This is a genomic window from Kosakonia sp. YIM B13571 (genome assembly GCF_042788095.1).
In the GTDB taxonomy this organism is placed as follows: Bacteria; Pseudomonadota; Gammaproteobacteria; order Enterobacterales; family Enterobacteriaceae; genus Kosakonia; species Kosakonia quasisacchari.
In genome coordinates this window covers 17,014-38,418 of sequence record NZ_JBHZPL010000017.1, presented here as the reverse complement: position 1 = coordinate 38,418, position 21,405 = coordinate 17,014, and the positions used below count along the sequence as shown (strand labels likewise).

Sequence of the window (21,405 nt, the reverse complement as noted above, 5' to 3'; positions counted from 1 at the left end):
TAAAAAAACCGGAGCAACAGGCTCCGGTTTTTTCTTCCTGCGCTCGCAGGACAACAAGGCTTAACGGTTAACGAAATCGACGCCAAGCTGGATGTCTTTTTTCAGCGTATCCAGCATGCCTTCCAGCGACTGCTGTTCAAACGCGCTGAGCTTACCGATTGCATGACGCTCCTCAATACCGTTTTTGCCCAGCAGCAGCGGCTGTGAGAAGAAACGCGCATGCTCGCCGTCACCTTCTACATAGGCGCATTCAACAACGCCTTGCTCGCCTTGCAGCGCACGCACCAGCGACAAACCAAAACGCGCGGCGGCCTGGCCCATAGAAAGCGTCGCTGAACCGCCACCCGCTTTCGCCTCTACCACTTCAGTACCGGCGTTCTGAATACGTTTTGTCAGATCGGCGACTTCCTGCTCGCTGAAGTTCACGCCCGGGATCTGCGATAGCAACGGAAGGATTGTCACGCCAGAGTGGCCGCCAATAACCGGCACTTCGATATCCGTCGGCTGTTTGCCTTTCAGCTCTGCCACGAAAGTGTTGGAACGAATAATGTCCAGCGTGGTAACGCCAAACAGCTTGTTCTTATCATAAACACCGGCTTTTTTCAGCACTTCAGCAGCAATCGCAACTGTGGTATTAACCGGGTTAGTGATGATACCAATACAGGCTTTAGGCGCGGTTTTCGCCACCTGAGCGACCAGGTTTTTCACGATACCGGCGTTGACGTTAAACAGGTCGGAACGATCCATACCCGGTTTACGCGCCACACCTGCCGAAATCAGCACGATATCGGCGCCTTCCAGCGCTGGCGTCGCATCTTCGCCGGAGAAGCCTTTAATGTTTACTGCGGTAGGAATATGGCTGAGGTCAACGGCAACCCCAGGGGTGACAGGTGCAATATCATACAGAGAGAGTTCTGAACCTGAAGGCAGTTGTGTTTTCAGTAGTAGGGCAAGCGCTTGACCGATACCACCGGCCGCGCCGAGGACTGCGACTTTCATCCTAAACTCCTTATTATGGTTAGCTAAATATTTTGTTACTCCGTTGCGGCGACCTTAATCCACCCTGGTAATTATGACAATAAACGCGCCAAAATAGTGCGGCGCAGCCCACTGTTAAGATCTTATATAAGGATGGATATGACCGTCAGATCGGCAATCTAAGCAACTAACACTGAGAGTTTATAATATAGCTGCGATATCTACCAAAATAACATCAACTTTATAACATTTAATTTACTTTTTAATCTTATTTGCGACGTAAGACACATGTGGCTGTGCTTCATTACAGGATTTGATAAACTTCGCGCCTTCTCAGCAGTTTTCAGAAATTCCTCGCGAGAATATTTGCATAAAAATTCATCAATATGCATAATAATGTTGTTTTCACGGCCATATTACGGGTGACTTATGCGAAGCTCGGCAAAACAAGAAGAATTAGTTAAAGCGTTTAAAGCGCTTCTTAAAGAAGAGAAATTCAGTTCTCAAGGAGAAATTGTTCAGGCTCTGCAAGAGGAGGGCTTCGACAATATCAATCAATCTAAAGTCTCTCGCATGCTGACCAAATTCGGCGCGGTGCGTACGCGCAACGCGAAAATGGAAATGGTCTACTGCCTGCCGATAGAACTGGGTGTTCCCACCACCTCCAGCCCACTGAAAAACCTGGTGCTGGATATCGATTATAACGATGCGGTCGTGGTGATCCACACCAGCCCTGGCGCTGCACAGTTGATTGCGCGTCTGCTGGATTCACTGGGCAAAGCGGAGGGCATCCTTGGCACTATTGCCGGGGATGACACCATTTTCACGACTCCAGCCAAAGGCTTTACGGTTAAAGACCTCTTCGAAGCTATTCTGGTGCTGTTCGAACAAGAATTGTAATGAGCGCTTCCCCTCGGCTTCGGCTGTGGGGGAATGTTCGGCTTTTTGCTCCCCAACTCGACTTTTCCCCTATCAAAGACTTAGCAGTTAGTGCGATTTATGGTTTCGCTTCCCTTTCCCAGCGCATGCCACCGCACAAAAAATCAAATTCATCTATCCATATGATTTTCTTAACTATCGTTAACTAAATTTTTACCTGAACACTGTTTTTTATGCTTTTCTGCAATATAAAACCGCAAATCATATTCCCATTCATCATGGTTATAATTAGCTTGGTATTAATTATTTGCGTGATTAGTGTATACTTGATTTTGTGATGAGGGTCACGAAACAAGACCCTCCGAAAAATTAAATAAAAGAATACGACGAGGTATTAGACATGAATATCAAATCAACCGTTGCAACACTGAGTATCCTTTCAGCCCTGTCATTTGGCGCTTTCGCGGCGGATTCCATCAACGCGGAACAAGCTCAATCTCGCCAGTCACTGGGTACCGTTTCCATCGGTTCTGTCACAGCGTCTCCGATGGACATGAACGCGCAACTGAGTAAAAAAGCGGAAGAACAAGGTGCTTCAGCTTACCGCATCATTGAAGCACGTAGCGGCGACCAATGGCACGCAACCGCAGAGCTGTATAAATAAGTTTTACCGATAACCCTATCTAACCGTCACTCAACGGCACCAGGCACAAAAATAGCACTTTAACCCTTCTCGCCGTTGAGTCTCTTTTAAGGAGACAGACAATGAAACGTAATCTCATCATCGCATCCCTTGGCCTTGCATCCTTGATCTCTTTCGGTGCGAGCGCCGCAACGCTTGTTAATAGCGATCAGGCCAACAACCTGCAACCTATGGGCAGTGTTTCCATTTCCCAAAGAGCGGGCGTCCCAATGGACATTCGCCAGGAGCTCTCTGCTAAAGCCGATCAGGCTGGCGCGAGCAGCTACCGTATTATTGAAGCACGTACGGGCGATAGCACCCACGTTACGGCTGAACTGTATAAATAAACCCTCGTCGTCTTGTCCGACGACTTGCCCCTGCCTGTCAGGGGCTTTTTTTTGCCTTCGCTCACCGCACGTTAAAACGTAGCTCGCCTTCCAGCTCCTCTTCCGCTTCATCAAAGAGCAGGATCAGCGCGCCAAAGCGGCGGCGCTGTTTTTCCGGTAGATGAATAAATTCAATTTCCAGCGGTAAGGGCAGCGCGCCATCCATCACCGTGTCCCACAAGGAATCCAGATCGTGGACTTTCTCGCGCTCAATAGCGAACAGGCGGCTAAACTCGCGGTAGAAAGCACTTTGATCAGCGATATTTTTAAAATCGAAAGTGTAGATATTCATTTTCCGCCATCAGCCCAACAGGGCAGCAAAACGCCGCCCACATGATTACAATCCCCCAAGGTGCAGAGTTTTCACTTCCAGAAACTCTTCCAGCCCCAGCACCGAACCTTCCCGGCCAAGACCGGACTCTTTCACCCCGCCAAACGGCCCCAGCTCCGTTGATACCGCACACTCGTTAATCCCGATCATGCCGCTTTCGATCGCCTGCGAAACGCGGAATACGCGCTGCAGGTTCTGCGTATAGAAATAAGCGGCCAGACCAAACGGTGTTGCATTGGCACGTTGCACCACCTCCTCTTCGCTGGTGAAACGGAAACAGGCGGCAACCGGGCCAAATGTCTCTTCCTGCGCCAGTTTCATACCATCGCTGCAATCACCCAGCACCGTTGGCTGCCAGAAGTTACCGCCAAGGCTGTGCGGTTTGCCACCGGCTAATACTTTCGCCCCTTTGACGACAGCATCGTCGACATGCTCGCGCACTTTGTCCACCGCAGCGCGTTCAATCAGCGGACCTACAACCACGCCCTCATCCAGGCCATTACCCACTTTTAGCGCATTAACAGCCTCGGTCAGTTTTTGTGTAAAGCTATCGTAGACAGATTCATGAATGTAGAAGCGGTTAACGCTGACGCACACCTGCCCCGCATTACGGAATTTATTGGCAACAGCGCCCTGCACCGCCGCATCAATGTCGGCATCCTCAAACACGATATAAGGCGCATTTCCTCCCAGCTCCATCGACACTTTTTTCATGGTTTCAGCTGCGTTGCGCACCAGCGTTTTCCCCACCGCCGTCGAGCCGGTAAACGAGATTTTGCGCACCTCATGGCTGGCCATAATCGCATCGCTGATTTCAGATGTATTCCCGGCAACAGCGTTCAACACACCGTCCGGCACACCGGCTTTTTTCGCCAGCGCCAGCAACGCAAAAGCGCTAAGCGGTGTGTTATTTGCCGGTTTGATAACGCCGGTACAGCCTGCCGCCAGCGCGGGCCCAAGCTTGCGGGTCAACATCGCCATCGGGAAATTCCACGGTGTAATCGCGGCCACCACACCAATCGGTTCTCGCGTCGCCAGAATGCGTGAGCCTGGCTTGATGGGCGGGATAATTTCACCGTTTGCGCGTTTTGCCTGCTCGGCAAACCACTGAATAAAGCTGGCGGCATATTCCACTTCACCTTCTGCTTCTTTCAATGGTTTGCCCTGCTCAGTGGTCATCAATCTGCCAAGCCAGCTTTTGTTTTCAATGATCAATTCATACCAGCGATACAAAATGGTCGAGCGCTCTTTCGCGGTTTTCGCCCGCCATGCGGGAAAGGCGCGTGTCGCAGCGGCAATGGCTTCTTCTGTCTCTTTCTTGCCTGCTTTGGCAACTTTCGCGATAGTTTCGCCCGTCGCCGGATTCAGAACGTCAAATGTGGTATCCAGCGATTTCCAGACACCATCAACCAGATAGCCGGTCTGAAAAAGCGCATTGTCCTGCAGTGACTGCGTTGTCATTTGTCCTCCTGATCTGCGGTTTATAAAAACTCTTAGAAAGTATAGCCATAAAAAAACCGACGCTTTTGGCGTCGGTTTGGCATTAACTGCTGGTCAGCGCATGTTGGTATTTATGCAACATGCCCGTTAGCCGGTATACCGGCTCAGTAACCTGCGGCGGTGCGTTCCAGTGGTGTAGCTTGTGCTGGTAAATATCCAGCTCTTCCAGCAACTGAGTGAAGTAACGGCGGCGTTTCGTGTCGTTACCCGCCGAAATAACTTGTGACGCAGTACGCCGTAACTGGCGGTGAAACGCCGAGAGATCATCATTGATCGGCACCGGCGCATCCCGCAGGCGCTGATGCGCAATAATCAGCGTCAGCGCGAGGCGGAACTTCGCGACATCACCGGGAAATTTATTCAGCAGCAAGAAAAGCTGTTGATACAGCGCGGGCAAGTGGTTCTCTTTGCGACGCGCGGTATTGGTGGTCATTGCCGAAACGGCCGCGGAAACAAACTGGTTCAGCAGCATACGCCCGGTGCGCGCCTGGGAGTTATCGCGCACCAGCAAAAGCACAACCATCGCCAGAACCACGCCAACCAGTTGCCCCAGCGCGTTATCGAGAAACTGGCTGAATTTAAAGGTCATCGGGTTATCCAGCACCAGAATATTAATGGTGCCCGCCAGCGTCGCCATTGAACCCAGCCGCCGCTTTTGCACTTCAATACCAATAAAGAACGCCAGCACCGCCAGGCTAATACACAGCAACAGCATGCTTTGTTGCGTCGATGGCAGGATAACCAGGTAATAGAACGAACCAATCGGCAACGCCCACAGCATGCCGTAGATAAAGTCTTTCGCCACCATTTTTGGGTTCGGCAGACGCATCGCCAGCGAGGTGACCACTGCGATCATCACCATTGAGCCGCTGCCAGATGTCCAGCCGGTCCACAGCCAGAACAAGGTTCCGAGCATGCAAGAAAGCGTGGTGCGCCAGAAGTTAACCATCGCATGGTGGCGTTCGGCAGATTCCGCTTTCACCACCACTTCGCCCTGCAACACCTCTTCTTCGACGGCGCTGATTTTCGCGTTGCCAATCACACCGCGTTTCAGCAGCAGATAGCGGGTCGCCGAACCCACCCAGCTATATATGGTGACAGGCGTTTCCCGCTCACCGGTCCAGGCGATGACTCGACGCATTCTTTTTAACTGCTTGTGCATCTCCTGCACGTTATCGACCGGCTCGGCAAACAGCTCGCGAAATGTGTCGGTAACAAGCTCGGGACGGGTATTCTGGATCAGATAGGTTTCACACGCCTGGGTGATCAGCGTCAGCGACAAGGTGTTGATCACTTTCAGGCGGCGGTTAGCGCGCCCCCAGCGGGAAGATTCGATGTTCAGGTTACTGCGCATCCCTTCCAGCGCAGTGGTACGGCGCACCAGCGCAGCCCAGGCTTTGTCCACCTCTTCGCTATCGCCATGCTTGATACACAACTGCATCAGTTGATAGTGGGCCAGCAGCAGGCTATCGAGCTCGCGGTCAATTTCCTGTTTGACGGAGCGCGGAGAAAAGAGCAGATCGGCGACAATCGCGCAGAGAATACCCACCACGATTTCACTGCATCGCTCAACGGCATATTGCGGTGCCAGCAGTGGTTCCGTCTGAATAGTGACGACAATAATCAACGCGGTGTAACCCGCCAGCCCCCAGGCGTAAGAGTTTTCAACACGCACCAGCGACGAGACCCAGGTACAAAATCCGGCCCAAATACAGCACACCATTAACATCAGAAGCGGGGTGCGGATCAGCATGATGATGATGGCCAGCCCGGCGATACAGCCGATAAAGGTGCCGACAATACGCAACATCCCCCGGTAGCGAATCGCCCCGGAATAGGGCTCACCACCAGCGGCAAACGCCGGGCCCGCCGCGACAATGGCTGCGGTCAACACCGCCCAGCGCGGGGTTTCAAGCTGAAAGTGAAAACCAACAAACAGTGCCAACACGACGGCAAAGGCCAGCTTGAAAGCAAAACGCAAATGCTGGTTGGCAATGGATAACAGCCCCATCGCGATTACCCCAACTCACGCAGTCGATGCGCCATTTTGCGAAAGAAGGAATCCTGGCTTTCATCACGATCGGATTTACCTGTCACCACTACCGTCGCGGTAGTGCCCGCCGGCCACAGGTTGCCTTGTTGTTTGTCGAGACGAATACGCACTGGCACACGCTGCGCCAGCCGCACCCATTCAAGGTTGGAATCGATGGTCGCCATACCTTTGCTGTCATTGCTGCTGCTGGCGTTCGTGACGCCTGCGGCGATACTATCCACCGTGCCTTTCAATACCAGATTGCTGCCAAGCGGGGTGATCTCCGCGCGATAACCGGGACGCACGCCTTCCAGCTTGGTCTCTTCCATATATGCCAGAACATAGAAGGTGTGTTGTTTCACCAACGCCACCGCGGTGGAACCACGGGTAATAAACTCACCGGCGTAGACGTTAAGGTTTGTCACCCAACCATCGGCTGGCGCACGAATGATGGTGCGCGCCAGATCCAGCTTCGCCAGATCGCGGGTCGCCTGAGCTTTGGCTAACTGATGCAGCTCAGTTTGCAGGGTGTTGTTGGCCTGGTCGATCTCTTCACGCGACATGGCCTGAATACCCAACTGGTTACGGCGTCCGGCTTCGCGGCGTTTTTCCGCCACCAGCGCTTCGTAATAGGCAACATCGGCTTCATCTTCCGCCAGCGCTTTTTGGTAACGCGGTTGATCGATGGTAAACAGCACCTGGCCCTCTTTCACCAGTTGGTTGTCATGCACATTAACGGCGGTGACAAGCCCGGTGACATCCGGCGCGATAGCGACAACATCCGCACTAAAGCGCGCGTCGCGCGTCCAGGGCGATTCGGTGTAATAAACCCAGGCGCGGAAAACCGCGACGAACGCCAGGATTACCAGCACCATAGTGATAGCGGTGCGAGAGATATTTCTTGTTAGTGTTTTCACTTCTACCTCAGACAAACAGGCGCGACAGCAGGTAAAAAAGGCAGCAATACAGCGCAGTGTTAAACAATGCCGGATGCCAGACAAAGTCATAGATCCCGGTGGGGACCAGCACCCGACGCACCAGCCAGAAGATCGCCAGTGACAAAATTAATTCGAAAAAAATCGGTGGGAACGACAAACCGAACACCACGATGACGGGAAACAGACTCATGTTGACCTTGATTAGAGAGCGTGCAGGTGACAATTCGTTCTAACGTCACCGCAGGAGTATGGGCAAGGAGAGCCAGGCGAGAGTGACGTGAATATTCTTAATAGATAGTATATTAACGTAACTGTTATGCTGTTATCTATATTATGTGATCTAAATCACTTTTAACTCAGAGTGAATAATGGAACGACTAAAACGCATGTCGGTGTTTGCCAAAGTGGTGGAATTAGGTTCGTTTACCGCCGCCGCCCGACAGCTACAAATGAGTGTTTCCTCCATCAGCCAGACCGTCGCCAAACTGGAAGATGAGTTGCAGGTAAAGCTGTTGAACCGCAGCACGCGCAGCCTGGGGCTCACCGAAGCAGGGAAGATTTACTACCAGGGCTGCCGCCGGATGCTGCATGAAGTGCAGGACGTTCACGAACAGCTTTACGCCTTTAACAACACACCAATCGGTACGCTGCGTATTGGCAGTTCTTCAACCATGGCGCAAAATGTGCTGGCAAAAATGACCGCCGATATGCTCAAAGAGCATCCGGGTTTGTCGGTAAATCTCGTCACGGGTATCCCGGCACCGGATCTGATTGCTGACGGTCTGGATCTGGTGATCCGCGTCGGCGCGTTGCAGGATTCCAGCCTCTTCTCCCGCCGTCTTGGCGCGATGCCAATGGTGGTTTGCGCAGCTAAAAGCTACCTTGCTCAGTACGGCATTCCTGAAAAGCCAGCGGATATGGTGAACCACTCATGGCTTGAATACAGCGTGCGTCCGGATAACGAATTTGAGCTGGTGGCTCCGGAAGGGATCGCCACGCGGCTTATCCCACAAGGGCGTTTTGTCACCAACGATCCAATGACGCTAACGCGCTGGCTGACCGCCGGTGCCGGGATCGCATTCGTGCCGTTAATGTGGGTGATCGACGAGATCAACAGTGGCCAGCTTGAGATTCTGCTGCCGCGTTACCAGTCGGATCCGCGCCCGGTTTATGCGCTCTATACCGAAAAAGATAAGCTGCCGCTGAAAGTGCAGGTGTGCATTAATTATCTGACGGATTACTTTATTGAAGTGGCGAAAGTGTATCAGGGCATGCAGGGACGCAGAGTGTAAGGAATTCACCCTCTTCGTGCGAAGAGGGTGAGAAAAGGTTTAAGCCGTACCGCCGACGGTCAGGTTATCGACTTTCAACGTCGGTTGGCCCACACCCACCGGCAGGCTCTGCCCCTCTTTGCCGCAGACGCCAACGCCGTTATCCAGCTTCAGATCGTTACCCACCATGGAGATCTGCTGCATCGCTTCGATACCGGAGCCAATCAGCGTTGCGCCTTTCACCGCTTTGGTGACCTTACCTTTTTCAATCAGGTACGCTTCAGAAGTGGAGAAGACAAATTTCCCGGAAGTGATATCGACCTGGCCGCCGCCAAAATTCGGTGCGTAGATGCCGTAGTCGACAGATTCGATAATCTCCTGCGGCGTTGATTTCCCCGCCAGCATATAAGTGTTGGTCATACGCGGCATTGGCAGATGCGCATAAGATTCACGACGTCCGTTACCGGTCGGCTTAACGCCCATAAGACGCGCATTCAGCTTGTCCTGCATATAACCTTTCAACACGCCGTTTTCGATAAGCACGTTGTACTGGCCCGGCGTTCCTTCATCATCGATCGCCACAGAACCGCGGCGATCGGCGATGGTGCCATCGTCCACAACGGTACACAGTTCTGAGGCCACCAGTTGCCCCATCTGGCCGCTGAATACAGACGTTCCGCGACGGTTGAAGTCGCCTTCCAGCCCGTGTCCAACCGCTTCGTGCAGCAGCACGCCAGGCCAGCCCGCGCCCAATACCACCGGCAGCGTGCCCGCAGGTGCGGCAACGGCAGAAAGGTTTACCAGCGCCATGCGCACGGCTTCTTTCGCCCACGCATCCGCGCGAACATCGCCATCCACATCCTGCAAGAACCAGTCATAACCAAAACGACCGCCGCCACCGCTGGAACCACGTTCGCGTTTACCGTCGTCTTCAACCTGTACGCTCACGGAAAGCCGCACCAACGGGCGCACATCCGCCGCCAGCGTACCGTCCGTCGCCGCCACCAGAATGAGTTCGTAAACGCCGGTCAGACTGGCTGTCACTTCCTGTACGCGTTTATCCGCTGCGCGTGCCGCTTTATCTACGCGGCGCAGAATATCGAGCTTCTCTTCACGGCTCATGCTCTGCAGCGGATCGAGGCTGGTATAAAGACTTGGATGTTCGAGCGCACCCAGCGTTTTCACTTTGCCATCGCCGTCTTCCCGCACGATAGTACGCGCAGCCTGCGCGCTCTGTTCCAGCGCCAGCAGGCTGATTTGGTCCGCATAAGCAAAACCGGTTTTCTCGCCGCTGACGGCGCGCACGCCCACGCCCTGGTCGATATTGTAAGAGCCATCTTTAATGATGCTGTCTTCTAAAACCCAGGATTCGTGATAGCTCGACTGGAAATAGAGATCGCCGTAATCAAGACGACGCGCGGTCAGTTGACCGAGAATAGCAAACAGATCCTGATGGCTCAGGCCGTTTGCTGCCAGAAGTTGTTCACTTACCAGATTAAGACTCATCATTTTTTCTCGTCGTTGCCGCCACTGCGGGCAATAAAAATTGCGATATAAGGAGCTTGAGGCAATTCGCTGATGCCGTCAAATCATTGCTTTTTGTCCGTACGCGGCTGGCGCAGGACTTCGTTGATTTGCGGCTGATCGACCGGGCCGGTAATGCGATAGCGCAGAATCGAGACTTTGTTCCACAGTGGCCCCAGCACTTTGCTGGCGGCAAACACCGCAGCACCGACAATCGGGTTTACGGCGAAGGCCGCCGCCACCCCGACAGTCGCGGAGATTTCCGGGGCTACCACCGCTTCCATATCCAGCTCGCGGCGCACCAAATTCACGGAACCTTTCATCGCGATATCCGCTTCCAGGCCATCAACCAGTGTATCGTCGGTATGCAGCACACCGTCTTTGATCCACGCGGTGCTGCGAATGGAATCAAACCAGAACCCCTCACTGCTGAAGGTATCGCTGAAGTCAAAACGCAATTTACGCCACAGCGAGTCGACGCTGAACAGGCGCAGCAACTGCCCGGCATGACCAGTGCTGATATCGGTAATTTTACCTTTGCCAAGACGCGTACGCAGGATGCCATTGAGCGACTCTTCCTGCGGTTGCCACGGTGTGCTGCGCCAGTGCAGGTCATAATTAATATCAAACGACGAATCACGCACCGGCGTCGGTACGCCAAAGAAGCCCATCGCTGAATCAATTTTCTCACCGCGCAGCACGCCTTTCAGCGAGGTGCGCTCCGCGCCTTCACGATTGACCCATTCACCGTCAGCGGTCAGCCGCGCGGTGCCGCTGTCCACCAGCCCATTCGCCAGCGTCAGCGTATCGCCCTGAATGGCGAAATCACCGTCGATGCGACCATACTTTTGCCCCCACAGCCAACACTCCGCACAGCGCAGCTGCAAATCCGGCCAGCCGGTAAAGTCCAACCGCGTCTGGCCACGCAGCAGTGTTGAAGGGGAAGAGATATCGTTATCGTCCGGTGGCGCGTTCGACGGGTTGTAGTAGAGGTAGCGAATCGCTGCCTGCCACGGCGCATTATCATGAATCGTCAATGTACCGCTGATTTCGCGCCCCTGCGCTTCGATGGTCGAACCTGAATCTTGCGGCTGCGAAATAATGCTGAGGTTATTCCACTGCTGCCCGCCCAGTGTCAGGGCAGGTGTACGCAGCGTAATGCTCTGTGGGAAAGTGGTTGCGCTGCTGACATTGTTTGCCACGCCCTGTCTGAACAGGCCCAGCCACTGCGCGCCGTTCATTGGCGGCAAGTTGAGTTCAAGCCCGGCCTGCTCCGGCAGCGGCGGCAGTGTACGGCTGTCCGACGTCCAGATCCCACGATCGAGCGCCAGCTTATTATTCAGCAGCCAGCGGGTGTTGAAATGGTTGTTACCACCGGCATTACCGGTTAAATCGAAACTGTGCAGGTTCCCTTCTACCTTCACCTTCAACGGCAATGTTTTACCCGCTGGTTTATCCATCGGTGGCGGTAACGTACTAGCAAGGTTACTCAAATCACCATCAAGATTGACCTTGTAAGTGGTGCCGCCACGGTGCGGCAGCTCAACGCCGACATCACCTTTCCATGCGATGCTGCCGCGCAGCGCATCATTAAGTTGAGGAGGTAACACGCCGGTTTTTGCCGGTTGCCAGTTCCCGTTGAGATTCACCGCGACCTGGTAAGCCTTATCCCCTTCGGTGGTGGAGAAATCGAGATTTACCGGTTGATTAAACCAGGTTGCCTGCAACGGCTCGCTTTTCAGCGTGCCGTTCTCGAAGCTGAATTTGCCATTGAGGTTCTTCAGTGTGCTGTTAAGCGGTTTGATAAACAGGCTGTTGTTGTTCAGCACCACATCGCCTTTAGCGACGGTCTGCTCACCATCCAGCGGAATATCAAGATGTAAGCGAGCGCTTACATCACCATCGATTTGCAACTCATCCAGTGCGCTGCCCAGCGTGTCGTGTAGCGGCGTCTCTTTGAAATAGGGACCAACAGCTTTGCCCGGCCCGTTAATGTCCGCGTCAATCAGCAGCTTCTCTTTGACGTAATCCGGGATATTGGCTGTCAGGTTGCTGGCCGTTACACCACCCAGCGCCACTTTACTGCTTTTCATCCACAAACCGTCGTTGAGGAAATCAAGATCGATATCGAGGTTTTGTAACGCAGGCCAGTCAGGCTGGAAAGCAAAGGTCGCATTGCGCAACGGCACCGCGACTTCAAACTGGCCTTCGTTGTGCTTAAACGGGAAGAGCTTCGGGTTACCGCCAAACAGCAGCGTGGCATCTTGCGTCTGCCCGCCTTTGATCGACGAACTCAGGTACGCCACCAGCGCTTTGCCCATCAAATTTTCCGGGAAGTAACGCCAGGCCTGTCCGGCATCCGTCACATTGATGCCAGCCAGGATACCCAACCAGGGCTCATCGCCTTGCGGCTGGAGATAGCGGAAATCACCGCGCGCGCGCAGGGCATTGGCCTGAATGTCGATATTGCGTCCATCCAACTGGAAGCCATGCTCGTTTTTCTGCCAGTTCAGCGTGGCAACGCCTTTTTCAATCTCCAGCGGTTCGGGGAATACCGTCTTATACGGCATCTTCGCCTGCGCGATATCGGCGGTTAAGCGCCCATTCTCCATGCTGCCGGCAAGCGTTCCACTGAGATGTTCAACACCGGGCAGCAATTCCCACTGTTGCCAGGCTATATCCTGCCACTGTGCATGGAAGCGCGTTTTTTCGGTCGCCTGCAACGGAATATCCAGCGCCAGTTGATTGAGCTTGCCGCGAGGCTGCATGGTGTGCCAGATGTCGTACAGTTCCGGTGAGATTTTCTGTGCAATCGGCAGCAGTCCCTCTAAGCCACTGAGCTCAAGGTTACTGGCACGTACGCGCAGTTCATCGCTGCGCACACTGCTGGTACCGCCCACTTCCTGCGCCGGAACCCAGGCAAAACTCAGCGCGCCCTGCGGCCACGGATGGTCATCAATCGCGATACGCGTTACCGGCACATCAAACTGCCAGCCCTGCTGCTGACGGGAAACATGTGCGGTAAGGTTATCCACCGTCATGCGGTGCTGCGTGTTATATCCCTGCCAGCTGGCGCCGCCTTTTTTCAGCCATACATCGCCGCTTTCAACTACGCCTTTGCTTAATGTCATCCAGCCTTCAAGGCTGAATCGCGCGGAATCCAGCGCGACCTTATCCTGCATCCATTTGGCGAGCCAGGGCTTGACATCAATATCGTCCGCCTGCAACCACACCCGGCCATTATTCAGCAGCCCGTTGTCGTCACGCAGATCCATACGCACTTGCATAATACCGTGCTGCCCAGTCAGGCTCGAAAGGCTGACTTGCCCCTCCGCACGGTGACGATCGCTGCCGTTAAGCCAGGTAAGTTGCGGGATAGCCAACTCAGCGCGCTGCCCGGAGAGCGTTAAGAAACTGATGCGGCTGTCGCGAAGATCAAAGTGATCGAATTGACGCAAAAACAGATCGCTGATGCGATCCGTAGTGATAGGTTCACCGGTGTCATTGCGCTGTAGCGGGGTATTGCTATGGGCAACCAGTTGGTAAAAGGTGAGATTGCGAAACTGCCAGCGCATGTGGAGCATACTTTGCCAGACATCCAGCGCCAGCGTCACGCGTTTGACCGACAGCTCGCCGCCATCGGGCAGCGTCGCGTTAATGTCGCGCACGTCCAGTTCAGGGCCGAAATTTTCCCAGCGCGCCTGTATCTGGCTGGCCGAAACCGGAACGCCGGTTTGCGAGGAGATTTGCGCCAGAATTTGCCCGCGCCAGCTATCCAGATGGGGCAGAACAAGGCGCAGCCCACTTACCAGCAGCGCCGCGATAACAATCAGCGTCGCGCCTGTAAGCAGCAATATCCCCGGCAGTCGCCTCACGCCTCTCTCCTTGTCAACCAAACCCAGATTCGCTCGTGTCGCAGCACGCTGCGAATTACATCATTACTACGTCAAACTGCTCTTGATTATAGAGCGGCTCGATTTGCACTTTTACCTGCTTGCCAACGAAGATTTCCACCTCCGCCAGCGCGTGCGACTCTTCACTTTTCAGGGCTTCCGCCACCGCCGGGGAAGCGTAAACCAGAAAACGATCGGAATCGTAAGCATGATGCACGCGAACGATCTCGCGCATGATTTCATAACACACTGTTTCCACCGTTTTAACGGTGCCACGGCCATGACAGGTGGGGCATTCATTACAGAGGACATGTTCTACACTTTCGCGCGTACGTTTGCGCGTCATCTCCACCAGACCAAGCTGTGAGAAACCATTAATGCTGGTCTTGACCCGATCTTTACTCAGCGCCTGCTCAAGCGAGTGCAGTACGCGACGGCGATGATCGTCATTACTCATATCGATAAAATCGATGATGATAATGCCGCCCAAATTGCGTAAGCGCAGCTGGCGGGCAATGGCCTGCGTAGCTTCGATGTTGGTGTTGAAAATAGTGTCGTCGAGATTGCGGTGGCCGACAAACGCACCGGTGTTGATATCAACGGTGGTCATCGCTTCAGTTTGATCGATGATCAGATAGCCGCCGGACTTCAGCTCCACTTTGCGTTCCAGCGCGCGCTGGATCTCGTTCTCGACATCGTAAAGATCGAAAATCGGCTGGCGACCATTGTAGTGTTCGAGCTTGCTGGTCATTTCAGGAATGTATTCCGCAGTGAACTCCAGCAGCGCTTCAAAAGTCAGACGCGAGTCCACACGGATACGATCCAGATGGGCATCGGCGAAATCACGCAGCACACGCTGCGCCAGCGCCAACTCGCCGTAAAGTTTGCAGCGGCTTTGTTGGCGTTTTTTACGCTCCATCACCTTGGTCCAGACGCGCTTGAGGTACGCCGCATCGGAAGCGAGATCCTCTTCGCACACGCCCTCTGCCGCAGTGCGAATGATAAAACCGCCCTGCTCGTCACAGTACGCCGCAACGACCTGTTTAAGACGCTCACGCTCGGCTTCGCTCTCAATACGCTGGGAAACACCAACATGAGAAGCGCCTGGCATAAAGACCAGGTAACGGGATGGCAGAGTGATATCCGTTGTCAGGCGCGCGCCTTTAGTACCCAGCGGATCTTTTACCACTTGCACCATTAAATCCTGCCCCTGACGGACAAGCTCGGAGATGTCGCGCACGGTGAAGTTTTTCTGCTCTTCCCCGGCGACACATTCGGTGTGCGGCATAATGTCGGAGGCGTGAAGGAACGCCGCCTTTTCCAGACCAATATCTACAAAAGCCGCCTGCATGCCCGGCAAAACCCGGCTGACCCGACCTTTGTAGATATTGCCTACTATCCCGCGCCGTGCTTCGCGCTCGATGTGAATTTCCTGCAGAATGCCGCCATCAATATAAGCGACGCGTGTTTCCGATGGAGTAACGTTGACCAACAATTCAGCCGTCATGATTATCTTTTCCCTCGCGCAGTGCATTAAAGTTGCTCAGCAATTCCCAAGTTTCCACCAGTGGTAAACCCACAACGGCATGATAACTACCGTTTATTTTTCTCACGAAACAGCCACCCAGCCCCTGAATGCCATAAGCACCGGCTTTATCCAGCGGTTCCCCGCTGGCGACGTAATCAGCGATATCCTTTTCCGATAGCACTCTGAAAGTCACTTCGGTTTCCACCAGACAATCGAGCAAATGCTGGCTATCTGCCAACGCGACCGCCGTCATCACCTGATGTGTTTGCCCGGAAAGCAGGCGCAACATACTGGCAGCATGCGAGGAGTCTTTTGGTTTTTCAAGCACTTCACCATTAAATATGACGATCGTGTCCGCCCCCAGCACTGGCAGATCGCTGGAAGCCATCGCCACGCCGGCCTGCGCTTTTTCTCGAGCCAGCCGCAACACATACTGTCGGGCGCTCTCCTGCGCCTGGCGTTGTTCCTCAATCCCCGGAACAATACGCGCGAAAGTGACGCCCAGTTGTGTGAGCAACTCCTGGCGACGAGGAGAACCGGAAGCAAGCCAGATATCAATCATAAACGCCTTATTGCACCGCAAACTGCTGGCGGATCTTACGCATTAACAAGAAAAGCCACGGCCAGAGCACCCCATTGACCAGGCTGCTCCAGAAAATTTCTGGCTTAAACGAAACGTTAATCACCAGAAACTCCGCCCAGAAGACAACGACTTCTGTCGCCAGCGACAACAGCATAACCACCAGCGCTTGTTGCCAGAGCGCCAGATTACGGAACAGCTGAAATTTCAGTGCGACCAGATAGGCGACAATACTTAACGAAAGCGCGCGTACACCGAGGGTGGATCCGCTAATCAGATCCAGTATGGCACCCATCGCGAAACCTGTGCCAACATTTACGCGGTGCGGCAGCGCGAGGATCCAGTAAAGCAAAATGAGCAATACCCAGTTTGGCCGGTAGACAATGATGTCATCCGGCCAGGGCATGATTTGAAGCAACAGTGCAATTAAAAACGAGAGCCAGATAACCCAGCGCCCCTGGCTACGATAACTCGCCACTATTGCCCTCCCGGAGAGACTTGCGGCGGCGGCTGCGTAATGCCAGTCGCCGGAGCGGGCATTGGCGCAGGCGGCCCCATCGCATCAGGAGAAGGAAGCACCTGCGGCATCATTTGCAGCAGACGTTCGTTCGCCACACGATGCACATCTTCCGGTGTTCTTGGGTTAGTGCCGTTACGATCCGCGCCCCACAGCAGCAGCAGATAACGCAAACGTTGCAGGCCTGCGGTTGGGCGCGCCTGAATCACGGTGTAGGCACGCTGCGTATCGAGCTTAACCGACGAAACCACTGCAACAGGGTACCCTTCCGGGAAACGCCCGCCCAGACCTGACGTCACCAACACATCACCAACGCGAATATCCGTATTCGCCGGTAAATGTTCGAGTTGCAGATCGTCTGTGCAGCCGTTACCGGCAGCAATCACGCGGATATCGTTACGCAGCACCTGAATCGGCAGCGCGTGTGTGGCATCGCAAATCAGCAGTACGCGGCTGGTCAGTTTCGCCACCGCAACAACCTGGCCGACAACGCCTTTATCGCTGATCACCGGCTGGCCTTCATACACGCCGTTCGCGCTACCTTTGTCGATAACCACCTGGTCGCTGTAAGGATCGTTAACTGTCGAGATAACCTGAGTTACCATTTTCTGCTCATCCTGACGCAGCGGCGAGCCCAGCAGTTCACGCAGGCGAGCGTTCTCCTGCTTGTACTGTCCTAACATCAACAGCTCGCTGTTTTTCAGTAACAGCTCCTGACGTAATGCCCGGTTTTCAAGCTCAAGCTGGTCACGCGACGCCAACGTTTGGGAAACGTTATCTAATAATTCGCGGGGACCATTGGAAATAAAATAGAAAGGACTGACGGCAGTATCCATGTACGTTCTGATTTGGCTGAACGTACCGAGGCGGCTGTCGGCAATAATGACTCCGAGCGCCACCAAAACCGCCAGAAAAAGGCGAATCTGCAGTGACGGGCCACGGCTAAAAATTGGCTTCATAGGCTTTGCGTATTCTCAGGCCAGACAGATGCGAAGCGACAATACGCTTCGCATCTGACGCGGACTATTCTTCGCTGAACAAGTCGCCGCCGTGCATGTCGATCATTTCCAGCGCCTTGCCGCCGCCACGCGCTACGCAAGTCAGTGGATCTTCTGCAACTACAACTGGAATACCCGTTTCTTCCATCAACAGGCGGTCAAGGTTGCGCAGCAGCGCGCCACCACCGGTCAATACCATACCGCGCTCGGAGATATCAGAAGCCAGTTCCGGCGGGCACTGTTCCAGCGCAACCATAACTGCGCTAACGATGCCGGTCAGCGGTTCCTGCAACGCTTCCAGAATTTCGTTGGAATTCAGCGTGAAGCCACGTGGAACACCTTCAGCCAGGTTACGGCCACGCACTTCGATTTCACGCACTTCATCGCCCGGGTAAGCAGAGCCAATTTCGTGTTTGATACGTTCTGCGGTCGCTTCACCAATCAGTGAGCCGTAGTTACGGCGAACATAATTAATGATTGCTTCATCGAAGCGATCACCGCCGATACGAACAGAAGAGGAGTAAACCACGCCATTCAGGGAGATAACGGCAACTTCAGTGGTACCACCACCGATATCCACCACCATTGAACCGGTCGCTTCAGAAACCGGTAAGCCAGCGCCGATTGCGGCCGCCATCGGCTCTTCAATCAGGAACACTTCACGAGCACCAGCGCCCTGCGCGGATTCACGAATAGCACGGCGTTCAACCTGAGTTGCGCCAACCGGCACACAAACCAGAACGCGCGGGCTCGGACGCATAAAGCTGTTGCTGTGCACTTGTTTGATAAAGTGCTGAAGCATTTTTTCGGTCACGAAGAAATCGGCAATTACGCCGTCTTTCATCGGGCGGATAGCAGCGATATTGCCCGGCGTACGGCCAAGCATCTGTTTCGCTTCATGACCGACTGCGGCTACACTTTTCGGTGAACCGGCACGATCCTGGCGAATGGCCACCACGGAAGGCTCATTCAGTACGATGCCTTGTCCTTTTACATAAATCAGGGTATTCGCGGTACCCAGGTCAATGGACAGGTCATTGGAAAACATGCCACGAAATTTTTTCAACATACTAAGGGATAATCCTGAAAGCTGGGGCGGAAACAAAATCCGCTTACTTTACCAACCACACGTAGCAGCGACAAGGCATAAGAATCATCTGTTACGGTGAAAATTAGTGCAGTTTGTTTCCTTTGTTGCAAAACGACATGAATCCACCAGGAAGTGAAAAGAACTCATTTTCCAGTCTGTTGCGTTTGCAGTTTTTCATAAGGACAAACCGGCTTTGTTCACTGCGATAATCCGGCGGGCAGGCACGCACACCCCCAAACATGGCAGCGCGCATTATTCTACGTGAAAACGACTCAAACAGCAGTTCAAACCGAGTATCTTTGCGAATATTTTTTCACATTGGTATCGAGCGGTTGGGAAGCCGCGATGAAATCGCCCTGCCCACCCACAACACCCCGTTCTACCAGCGTCTGCCATTCGCCACGAGAGCGAACACCGGTCGCGAAAACTCGCGTTCGCGTGCCTTTGCACGCTTCCACGAGGCTCTGCACCAGAAGCTGGTTTTCGGTGCGCTTTTCAATGTTCCTGACCAGCCCCGGATGCAGCTTTAATAACTCAACATCCAATGCTTTAATCCAACTGGTGCTCACCAACGTCAGACCCGCCTGATTTACCGCTATGCGCGCGCCTAATGCGTTGATTAAACGCACCACCGACTGTAACCGGCTGATATGTTGACAAACATCCGCCTCAGCAAGTTCAAAAATAATCCGTTTACGTTGAGATTTTTCGCACTGCATTAATATATCGCGTAGCCAGCGTTGAAAACGGGGGCGGATCAATGATTCCACTGTTATTTGCATGGCCAGGTTTTCTTCCGGCCAAAAACCCATAAACGGAATCAGGCGCGTCACTTGCAGGCGGTCATATTCTTCAGCCAGACCAAACTGCTGCACCATGGGCATATACTCTTCGGCAATCACTTCTTGTTCGCCATCGAAAATGCGGCACATCAGCTCGCGGTGGTGAACGTGCCCGTCACGGTTAATTGCCGGTTTCTGATAAACGCGCGGCCCGCCGCGACTCAGCATCTGTTCAATCAGCGTTCGCCAGCGCACATTTCCACGCCCTTGTTCCGGCAATGTGTCGTCATAAACTGACCAACTGTTTCCGCCCTGTAACACCGCGTTGCGCGCTGCGGCCTCAGCATGTTCCATCACTTGCACACCAGGCTGACCACTGCGCCAGGCGCAAATACCAATATGCATAATATCTTCGCGTGTCAGCGTTTTATTGGGCGGTAACCCTTCCACCGCTTTCAGGATCAGCCCGGCAATGCTTTCCGCTTCCTTTAAGGTGCGATGCGGCAGCAGTACGGCAAAGTCGCTGCGATGGTAGCGCGCCAGTAACGCGCCGGGATAACGCATAATAAAGGTAGAAAGCAGGTTAATGAGCGTAAAGAGATACTCTTCGGTGGTGGTTCCGCCGCTATCTCGCAGCAGATCAAAGTCCGGCAAACGGATCATCATCACCACGCCGTGCGAACCCACTTTTTCCTGATCTTCCAGCAGCGTGGCGAGCTGGTTATCAAAAAACAGGCGGTTATTCAGGCCAGTTCGCGTGTCCTGCGCCGCGTAAGAACGAATCAGCGTATCCATGCGGCTACGCTGATCGCTGGCGAACTGAATGTCGGTCAGTAGCACATCCAGCGCACTGCTGGTACGTGATGGCCATTCATAAATGCTGCCACGAACCTGCGGCCCGCGCTCACCGTTGAGGATCCGCGTCGCGCGTGTCTCCAGCAGTTCCTGCCCGGAAAGCTGTCGCCGTAGCCAGCGAACAGAGAGAAAGAGGATCACAATCATAAAACCAATCGCCACCGTCAGCGGCGCAGTGTTCGACAACGAGCGAAAATAGTTCGCCATCGGATCCTGGTAAATCAGCGTGAACGTGAAGCCGGGATTTTTCAGGGAGGGAATATGCAGCTCCCGATATTGATAGTTGCTGCCCGCCGGGCGATAACTTCCGCTATGCGTGTAACTGAGTACCGTGCGCCGGCCTTGCTTAATCTCAATCGCGATAATATCTACCGGCACCATCAGTTCATCGAGCTGCGGCAACAGCCGGGAAACCGGCGTTGAGATCAAACGCGTATCGACAATCGCCGCCACCGCTTCGACACGATTGGCAACCTTGTTTTGAATCGCGTTATAGAAGCTCAGTGAACACCCAATCAGAGTGACGAAAAACGCCAGCCCTGTCAGTAGCGTCACAAAAGCTGAAAATTTCGTCGTTAATCGCATCCTTGTGTTAACTCCGCTTGTATAAAGAACGAAACGATACCGCTCAGGGTAATGTC

At 53.8% G+C, this 21,405-nt stretch carries 18 protein-coding genes; 4 read left to right on the top strand and 14 right to left on the bottom strand.

From position 1 onward, the window contains the following. Positions 1-60: 60 nt before the first annotated feature. Positions 61-999 (bottom strand): malate dehydrogenase, encoded by a 939-nt coding sequence (gene mdh / locus ACFX4O_RS23250; protein ID WP_131407839.1) that lies wholly within the window; start codon positions 997-999, stop codon positions 61-63. Between the two features lie 408 nt (positions 1,000-1,407). On the opposite strand from mdh, the gene argR reads away from it, so the two are divergent. The 3 genes from argR to yhcN (ACFX4O_RS23235) all read left to right on the top strand — a co-directional run bounded on the left by argR (position 1,408) and on the right by yhcN (ACFX4O_RS23235) (position 2,886). Beyond that, positions 1,408-1,878, top strand: a complete 471-nt coding sequence (gene argR / locus ACFX4O_RS23245) for a transcriptional regulator ArgR (RefSeq protein ID WP_131407841.1) — start codon at positions 1,408-1,410, stop codon at positions 1,876-1,878. A 379-nt stretch (positions 1,879-2,257) separates the two neighbouring features. Then, entirely contained in the window at positions 2,258-2,521 is a 264-nt protein-coding gene (yhcN, locus tag ACFX4O_RS23240; protein ID WP_017457302.1) for a peroxide/acid stress response protein YhcN, read from the top strand. A 101-nt stretch (positions 2,522-2,622) separates the two neighbouring features. Then, on the top strand, positions 2,623-2,886 hold the full coding sequence (gene yhcN / locus ACFX4O_RS23235; RefSeq protein ID WP_131407843.1) for a peroxide/acid stress response protein YhcN: 264 nt from the start codon (positions 2,623-2,625) through the stop codon (positions 2,884-2,886). A 61-nt stretch (positions 2,887-2,947) separates the two neighbouring features. On the opposite strand, the gene ACFX4O_RS23230 is transcribed toward yhcN (ACFX4O_RS23235), so the two are convergent. The 5 genes from ACFX4O_RS23230 to aaeX form a co-directional block, all read right to left on the bottom strand. Further along, entirely contained in the window at positions 2,948-3,217 is a 270-nt protein-coding gene (locus ACFX4O_RS23230) for a hypothetical protein (RefSeq protein ID WP_131407845.1), read from the bottom strand. 45 nt (positions 3,218-3,262) lie between these two features. Then, positions 3,263-4,717, bottom strand: a complete 1,455-nt coding sequence (locus ACFX4O_RS23225) for an NAD-dependent succinate-semialdehyde dehydrogenase (protein ID WP_380211504.1) — start codon at positions 4,715-4,717, stop codon at positions 3,263-3,265. Positions 4,718-4,799: 82 nt separating this feature from the next. After that, positions 4,800-6,767 carry a p-hydroxybenzoic acid efflux pump subunit AaeB gene (gene aaeB / locus ACFX4O_RS23220; protein ID WP_380211502.1) on the bottom strand — a complete coding sequence of 656 codons (1,968 nt, stop codon included), beginning with the start codon at positions 6,765-6,767 and terminating at the stop codon, positions 4,800-4,802. 5 nt (positions 6,768-6,772) lie between these two features. Further along, entirely contained in the window at positions 6,773-7,705 is a 933-nt protein-coding gene (gene aaeA / locus ACFX4O_RS23215; protein WP_380211501.1) for a p-hydroxybenzoic acid efflux pump subunit AaeA, read from the bottom strand. A gap of 7 nt (positions 7,706-7,712) precedes the next feature. Then, entirely contained in the window at positions 7,713-7,916 is a 204-nt protein-coding gene (gene aaeX / locus ACFX4O_RS23210) for a p-hydroxybenzoic acid efflux pump operon protein AaeX (RefSeq protein ID WP_061492969.1), read from the bottom strand. Between the two features lie 178 nt (positions 7,917-8,094). On the opposite strand from aaeX, the gene aaeR reads away from it, so the two are divergent. Further along, the gene (gene aaeR, locus ACFX4O_RS23205; protein ID WP_380211499.1) at positions 8,095-9,018 is read left to right on the top strand and encodes an HTH-type transcriptional activator AaeR; all 924 of its coding nucleotides are present in this window, start codon (positions 8,095-8,097) and stop codon (positions 9,016-9,018) included. Between the two features lie 39 nt (positions 9,019-9,057). Here the strand turns inward: aaeR and tldD are convergent, their stop codons facing one another. The 8 genes from tldD to csrD all read right to left on the bottom strand — a co-directional run bounded on the left by tldD (position 9,058) and on the right by csrD (position 21,349). Further along, on the bottom strand, positions 9,058-10,503 hold the full coding sequence (gene tldD, locus ACFX4O_RS23200) for a metalloprotease TldD (RefSeq protein ID WP_131407915.1): 1,446 nt from the start codon (positions 10,501-10,503) through the stop codon (positions 9,058-9,060). Between the two features lie 83 nt (positions 10,504-10,586). Beyond that, positions 10,587-14,396, bottom strand: coding sequence for an AsmA2 domain-containing protein YhdP (yhdP, locus tag ACFX4O_RS23195; RefSeq protein ID WP_380211497.1), 3,810 nt, complete (start codon positions 14,394-14,396; stop codon positions 10,587-10,589). A gap of 55 nt (positions 14,397-14,451) precedes the next feature. Continuing rightward, the gene (gene rng, locus ACFX4O_RS23190) at positions 14,452-15,921 is read right to left on the bottom strand and encodes a ribonuclease G (protein WP_131407857.1); all 1,470 of its coding nucleotides are present in this window, start codon (positions 15,919-15,921) and stop codon (positions 14,452-14,454) included. Continuing rightward, entirely contained in the window at positions 15,911-16,504 is a 594-nt protein-coding gene (locus ACFX4O_RS23185) for a nucleoside triphosphate pyrophosphatase (RefSeq protein ID WP_131407859.1), read from the bottom strand. The genes rng and ACFX4O_RS23185 overlap by 11 nt, the downstream gene beginning before the upstream one ends. A gap of 7 nt (positions 16,505-16,511) precedes the next feature. After that, complete coding sequence (gene mreD / locus ACFX4O_RS23180; protein ID WP_380211494.1) at positions 16,512-17,000, bottom strand: rod shape-determining protein MreD; 489 nt, start codon at positions 16,998-17,000, stop codon at positions 16,512-16,514. After that, positions 17,000-17,998 (bottom strand): rod shape-determining protein MreC, encoded by a 999-nt coding sequence (gene mreC / locus ACFX4O_RS23175; protein ID WP_131407861.1) that lies wholly within the window; start codon positions 17,996-17,998, stop codon positions 17,000-17,002. Before mreC ends, mreD begins: the two co-directional genes overlap by 1 nt. A gap of 64 nt (positions 17,999-18,062) precedes the next feature. Continuing rightward, complete coding sequence (mreB, locus tag ACFX4O_RS23170) at positions 18,063-19,106, bottom strand: rod shape-determining protein MreB (protein ID WP_006818047.1); 1,044 nt, start codon at positions 19,104-19,106, stop codon at positions 18,063-18,065. Between the two features lie 305 nt (positions 19,107-19,411). Next, entirely contained in the window at positions 19,412-21,349 is a 1,938-nt protein-coding gene (gene csrD / locus ACFX4O_RS23165) for an RNase E specificity factor CsrD (protein WP_131407863.1), read from the bottom strand. Positions 21,350-21,405 lie beyond the last annotated feature (56 nt).

What these genes read in the sequence shown, in the direction of transcription:
- argR (WP_131407841.1), top strand. Translation starts at nt 1,408, where the DNA reads ATGCGAAGCTCGGCAAAACAAGAAGAATTAGTTAAAGCGTTTAAAGCG.
- mdh (WP_131407839.1), bottom strand. Translation starts at nt 999, where the DNA reads ATGAAAGTCGCAGTCCTCGGCGCGGCCGGTGGTATCGGTCAAGCGCTT.
- aaeR (WP_380211499.1), top strand. Translation starts at nt 8,095, where the DNA reads ATGGAACGACTAAAACGCATGTCGGTGTTTGCCAAAGTGGTGGAATTA.
- aaeB (WP_380211502.1), bottom strand. Translation starts at nt 6,767, where the DNA reads ATGGGGCTGTTATCCATTGCCAACCAGCATTTGCGTTTTGCTTTCAAG.
- ACFX4O_RS23225 (WP_380211504.1), bottom strand. Translation starts at nt 4,717, where the DNA reads ATGACAACGCAGTCACTGCAGGACAATGCGCTTTTTCAGACCGGCTAT.
- aaeX (WP_061492969.1), bottom strand. Translation starts at nt 7,916, where the DNA reads ATGAGTCTGTTTCCCGTCATCGTGGTGTTCGGTTTGTCGTTCCCACCG.
- mreB (WP_006818047.1), bottom strand. Translation starts at nt 19,106, where the DNA reads ATGTTGAAAAAATTTCGTGGCATGTTTTCCAATGACCTGTCCATTGAC.
- ACFX4O_RS23185 (WP_131407859.1), bottom strand. Translation starts at nt 16,504, where the DNA reads ATGATTGATATCTGGCTTGCTTCCGGTTCTCCTCGTCGCCAGGAGTTG.
- yhcN (WP_131407843.1), top strand. Translation starts at nt 2,623, where the DNA reads ATGAAACGTAATCTCATCATCGCATCCCTTGGCCTTGCATCCTTGATC.
- rng (WP_131407857.1), bottom strand. Translation starts at nt 15,921, where the DNA reads ATGACGGCTGAATTGTTGGTCAACGTTACTCCATCGGAAACACGCGTC.
- csrD (WP_131407863.1), bottom strand. Translation starts at nt 21,349, where the DNA reads ATGCGATTAACGACGAAATTTTCAGCTTTTGTGACGCTACTGACAGGG.
- tldD (WP_131407915.1), bottom strand. Translation starts at nt 10,503, where the DNA reads ATGAGTCTTAATCTGGTAAGTGAACAACTTCTGGCAGCAAACGGCCTG.
- mreC (WP_131407861.1), bottom strand. Translation starts at nt 17,998, where the DNA reads ATGAAGCCAATTTTTAGCCGTGGCCCGTCACTGCAGATTCGCCTTTTT.
- yhcN (WP_017457302.1), top strand. Translation starts at nt 2,258, where the DNA reads ATGAATATCAAATCAACCGTTGCAACACTGAGTATCCTTTCAGCCCTG.
- ACFX4O_RS23230 (WP_131407845.1), bottom strand. Translation starts at nt 3,217, where the DNA reads ATGAATATCTACACTTTCGATTTTAAAAATATCGCTGATCAAAGTGCT.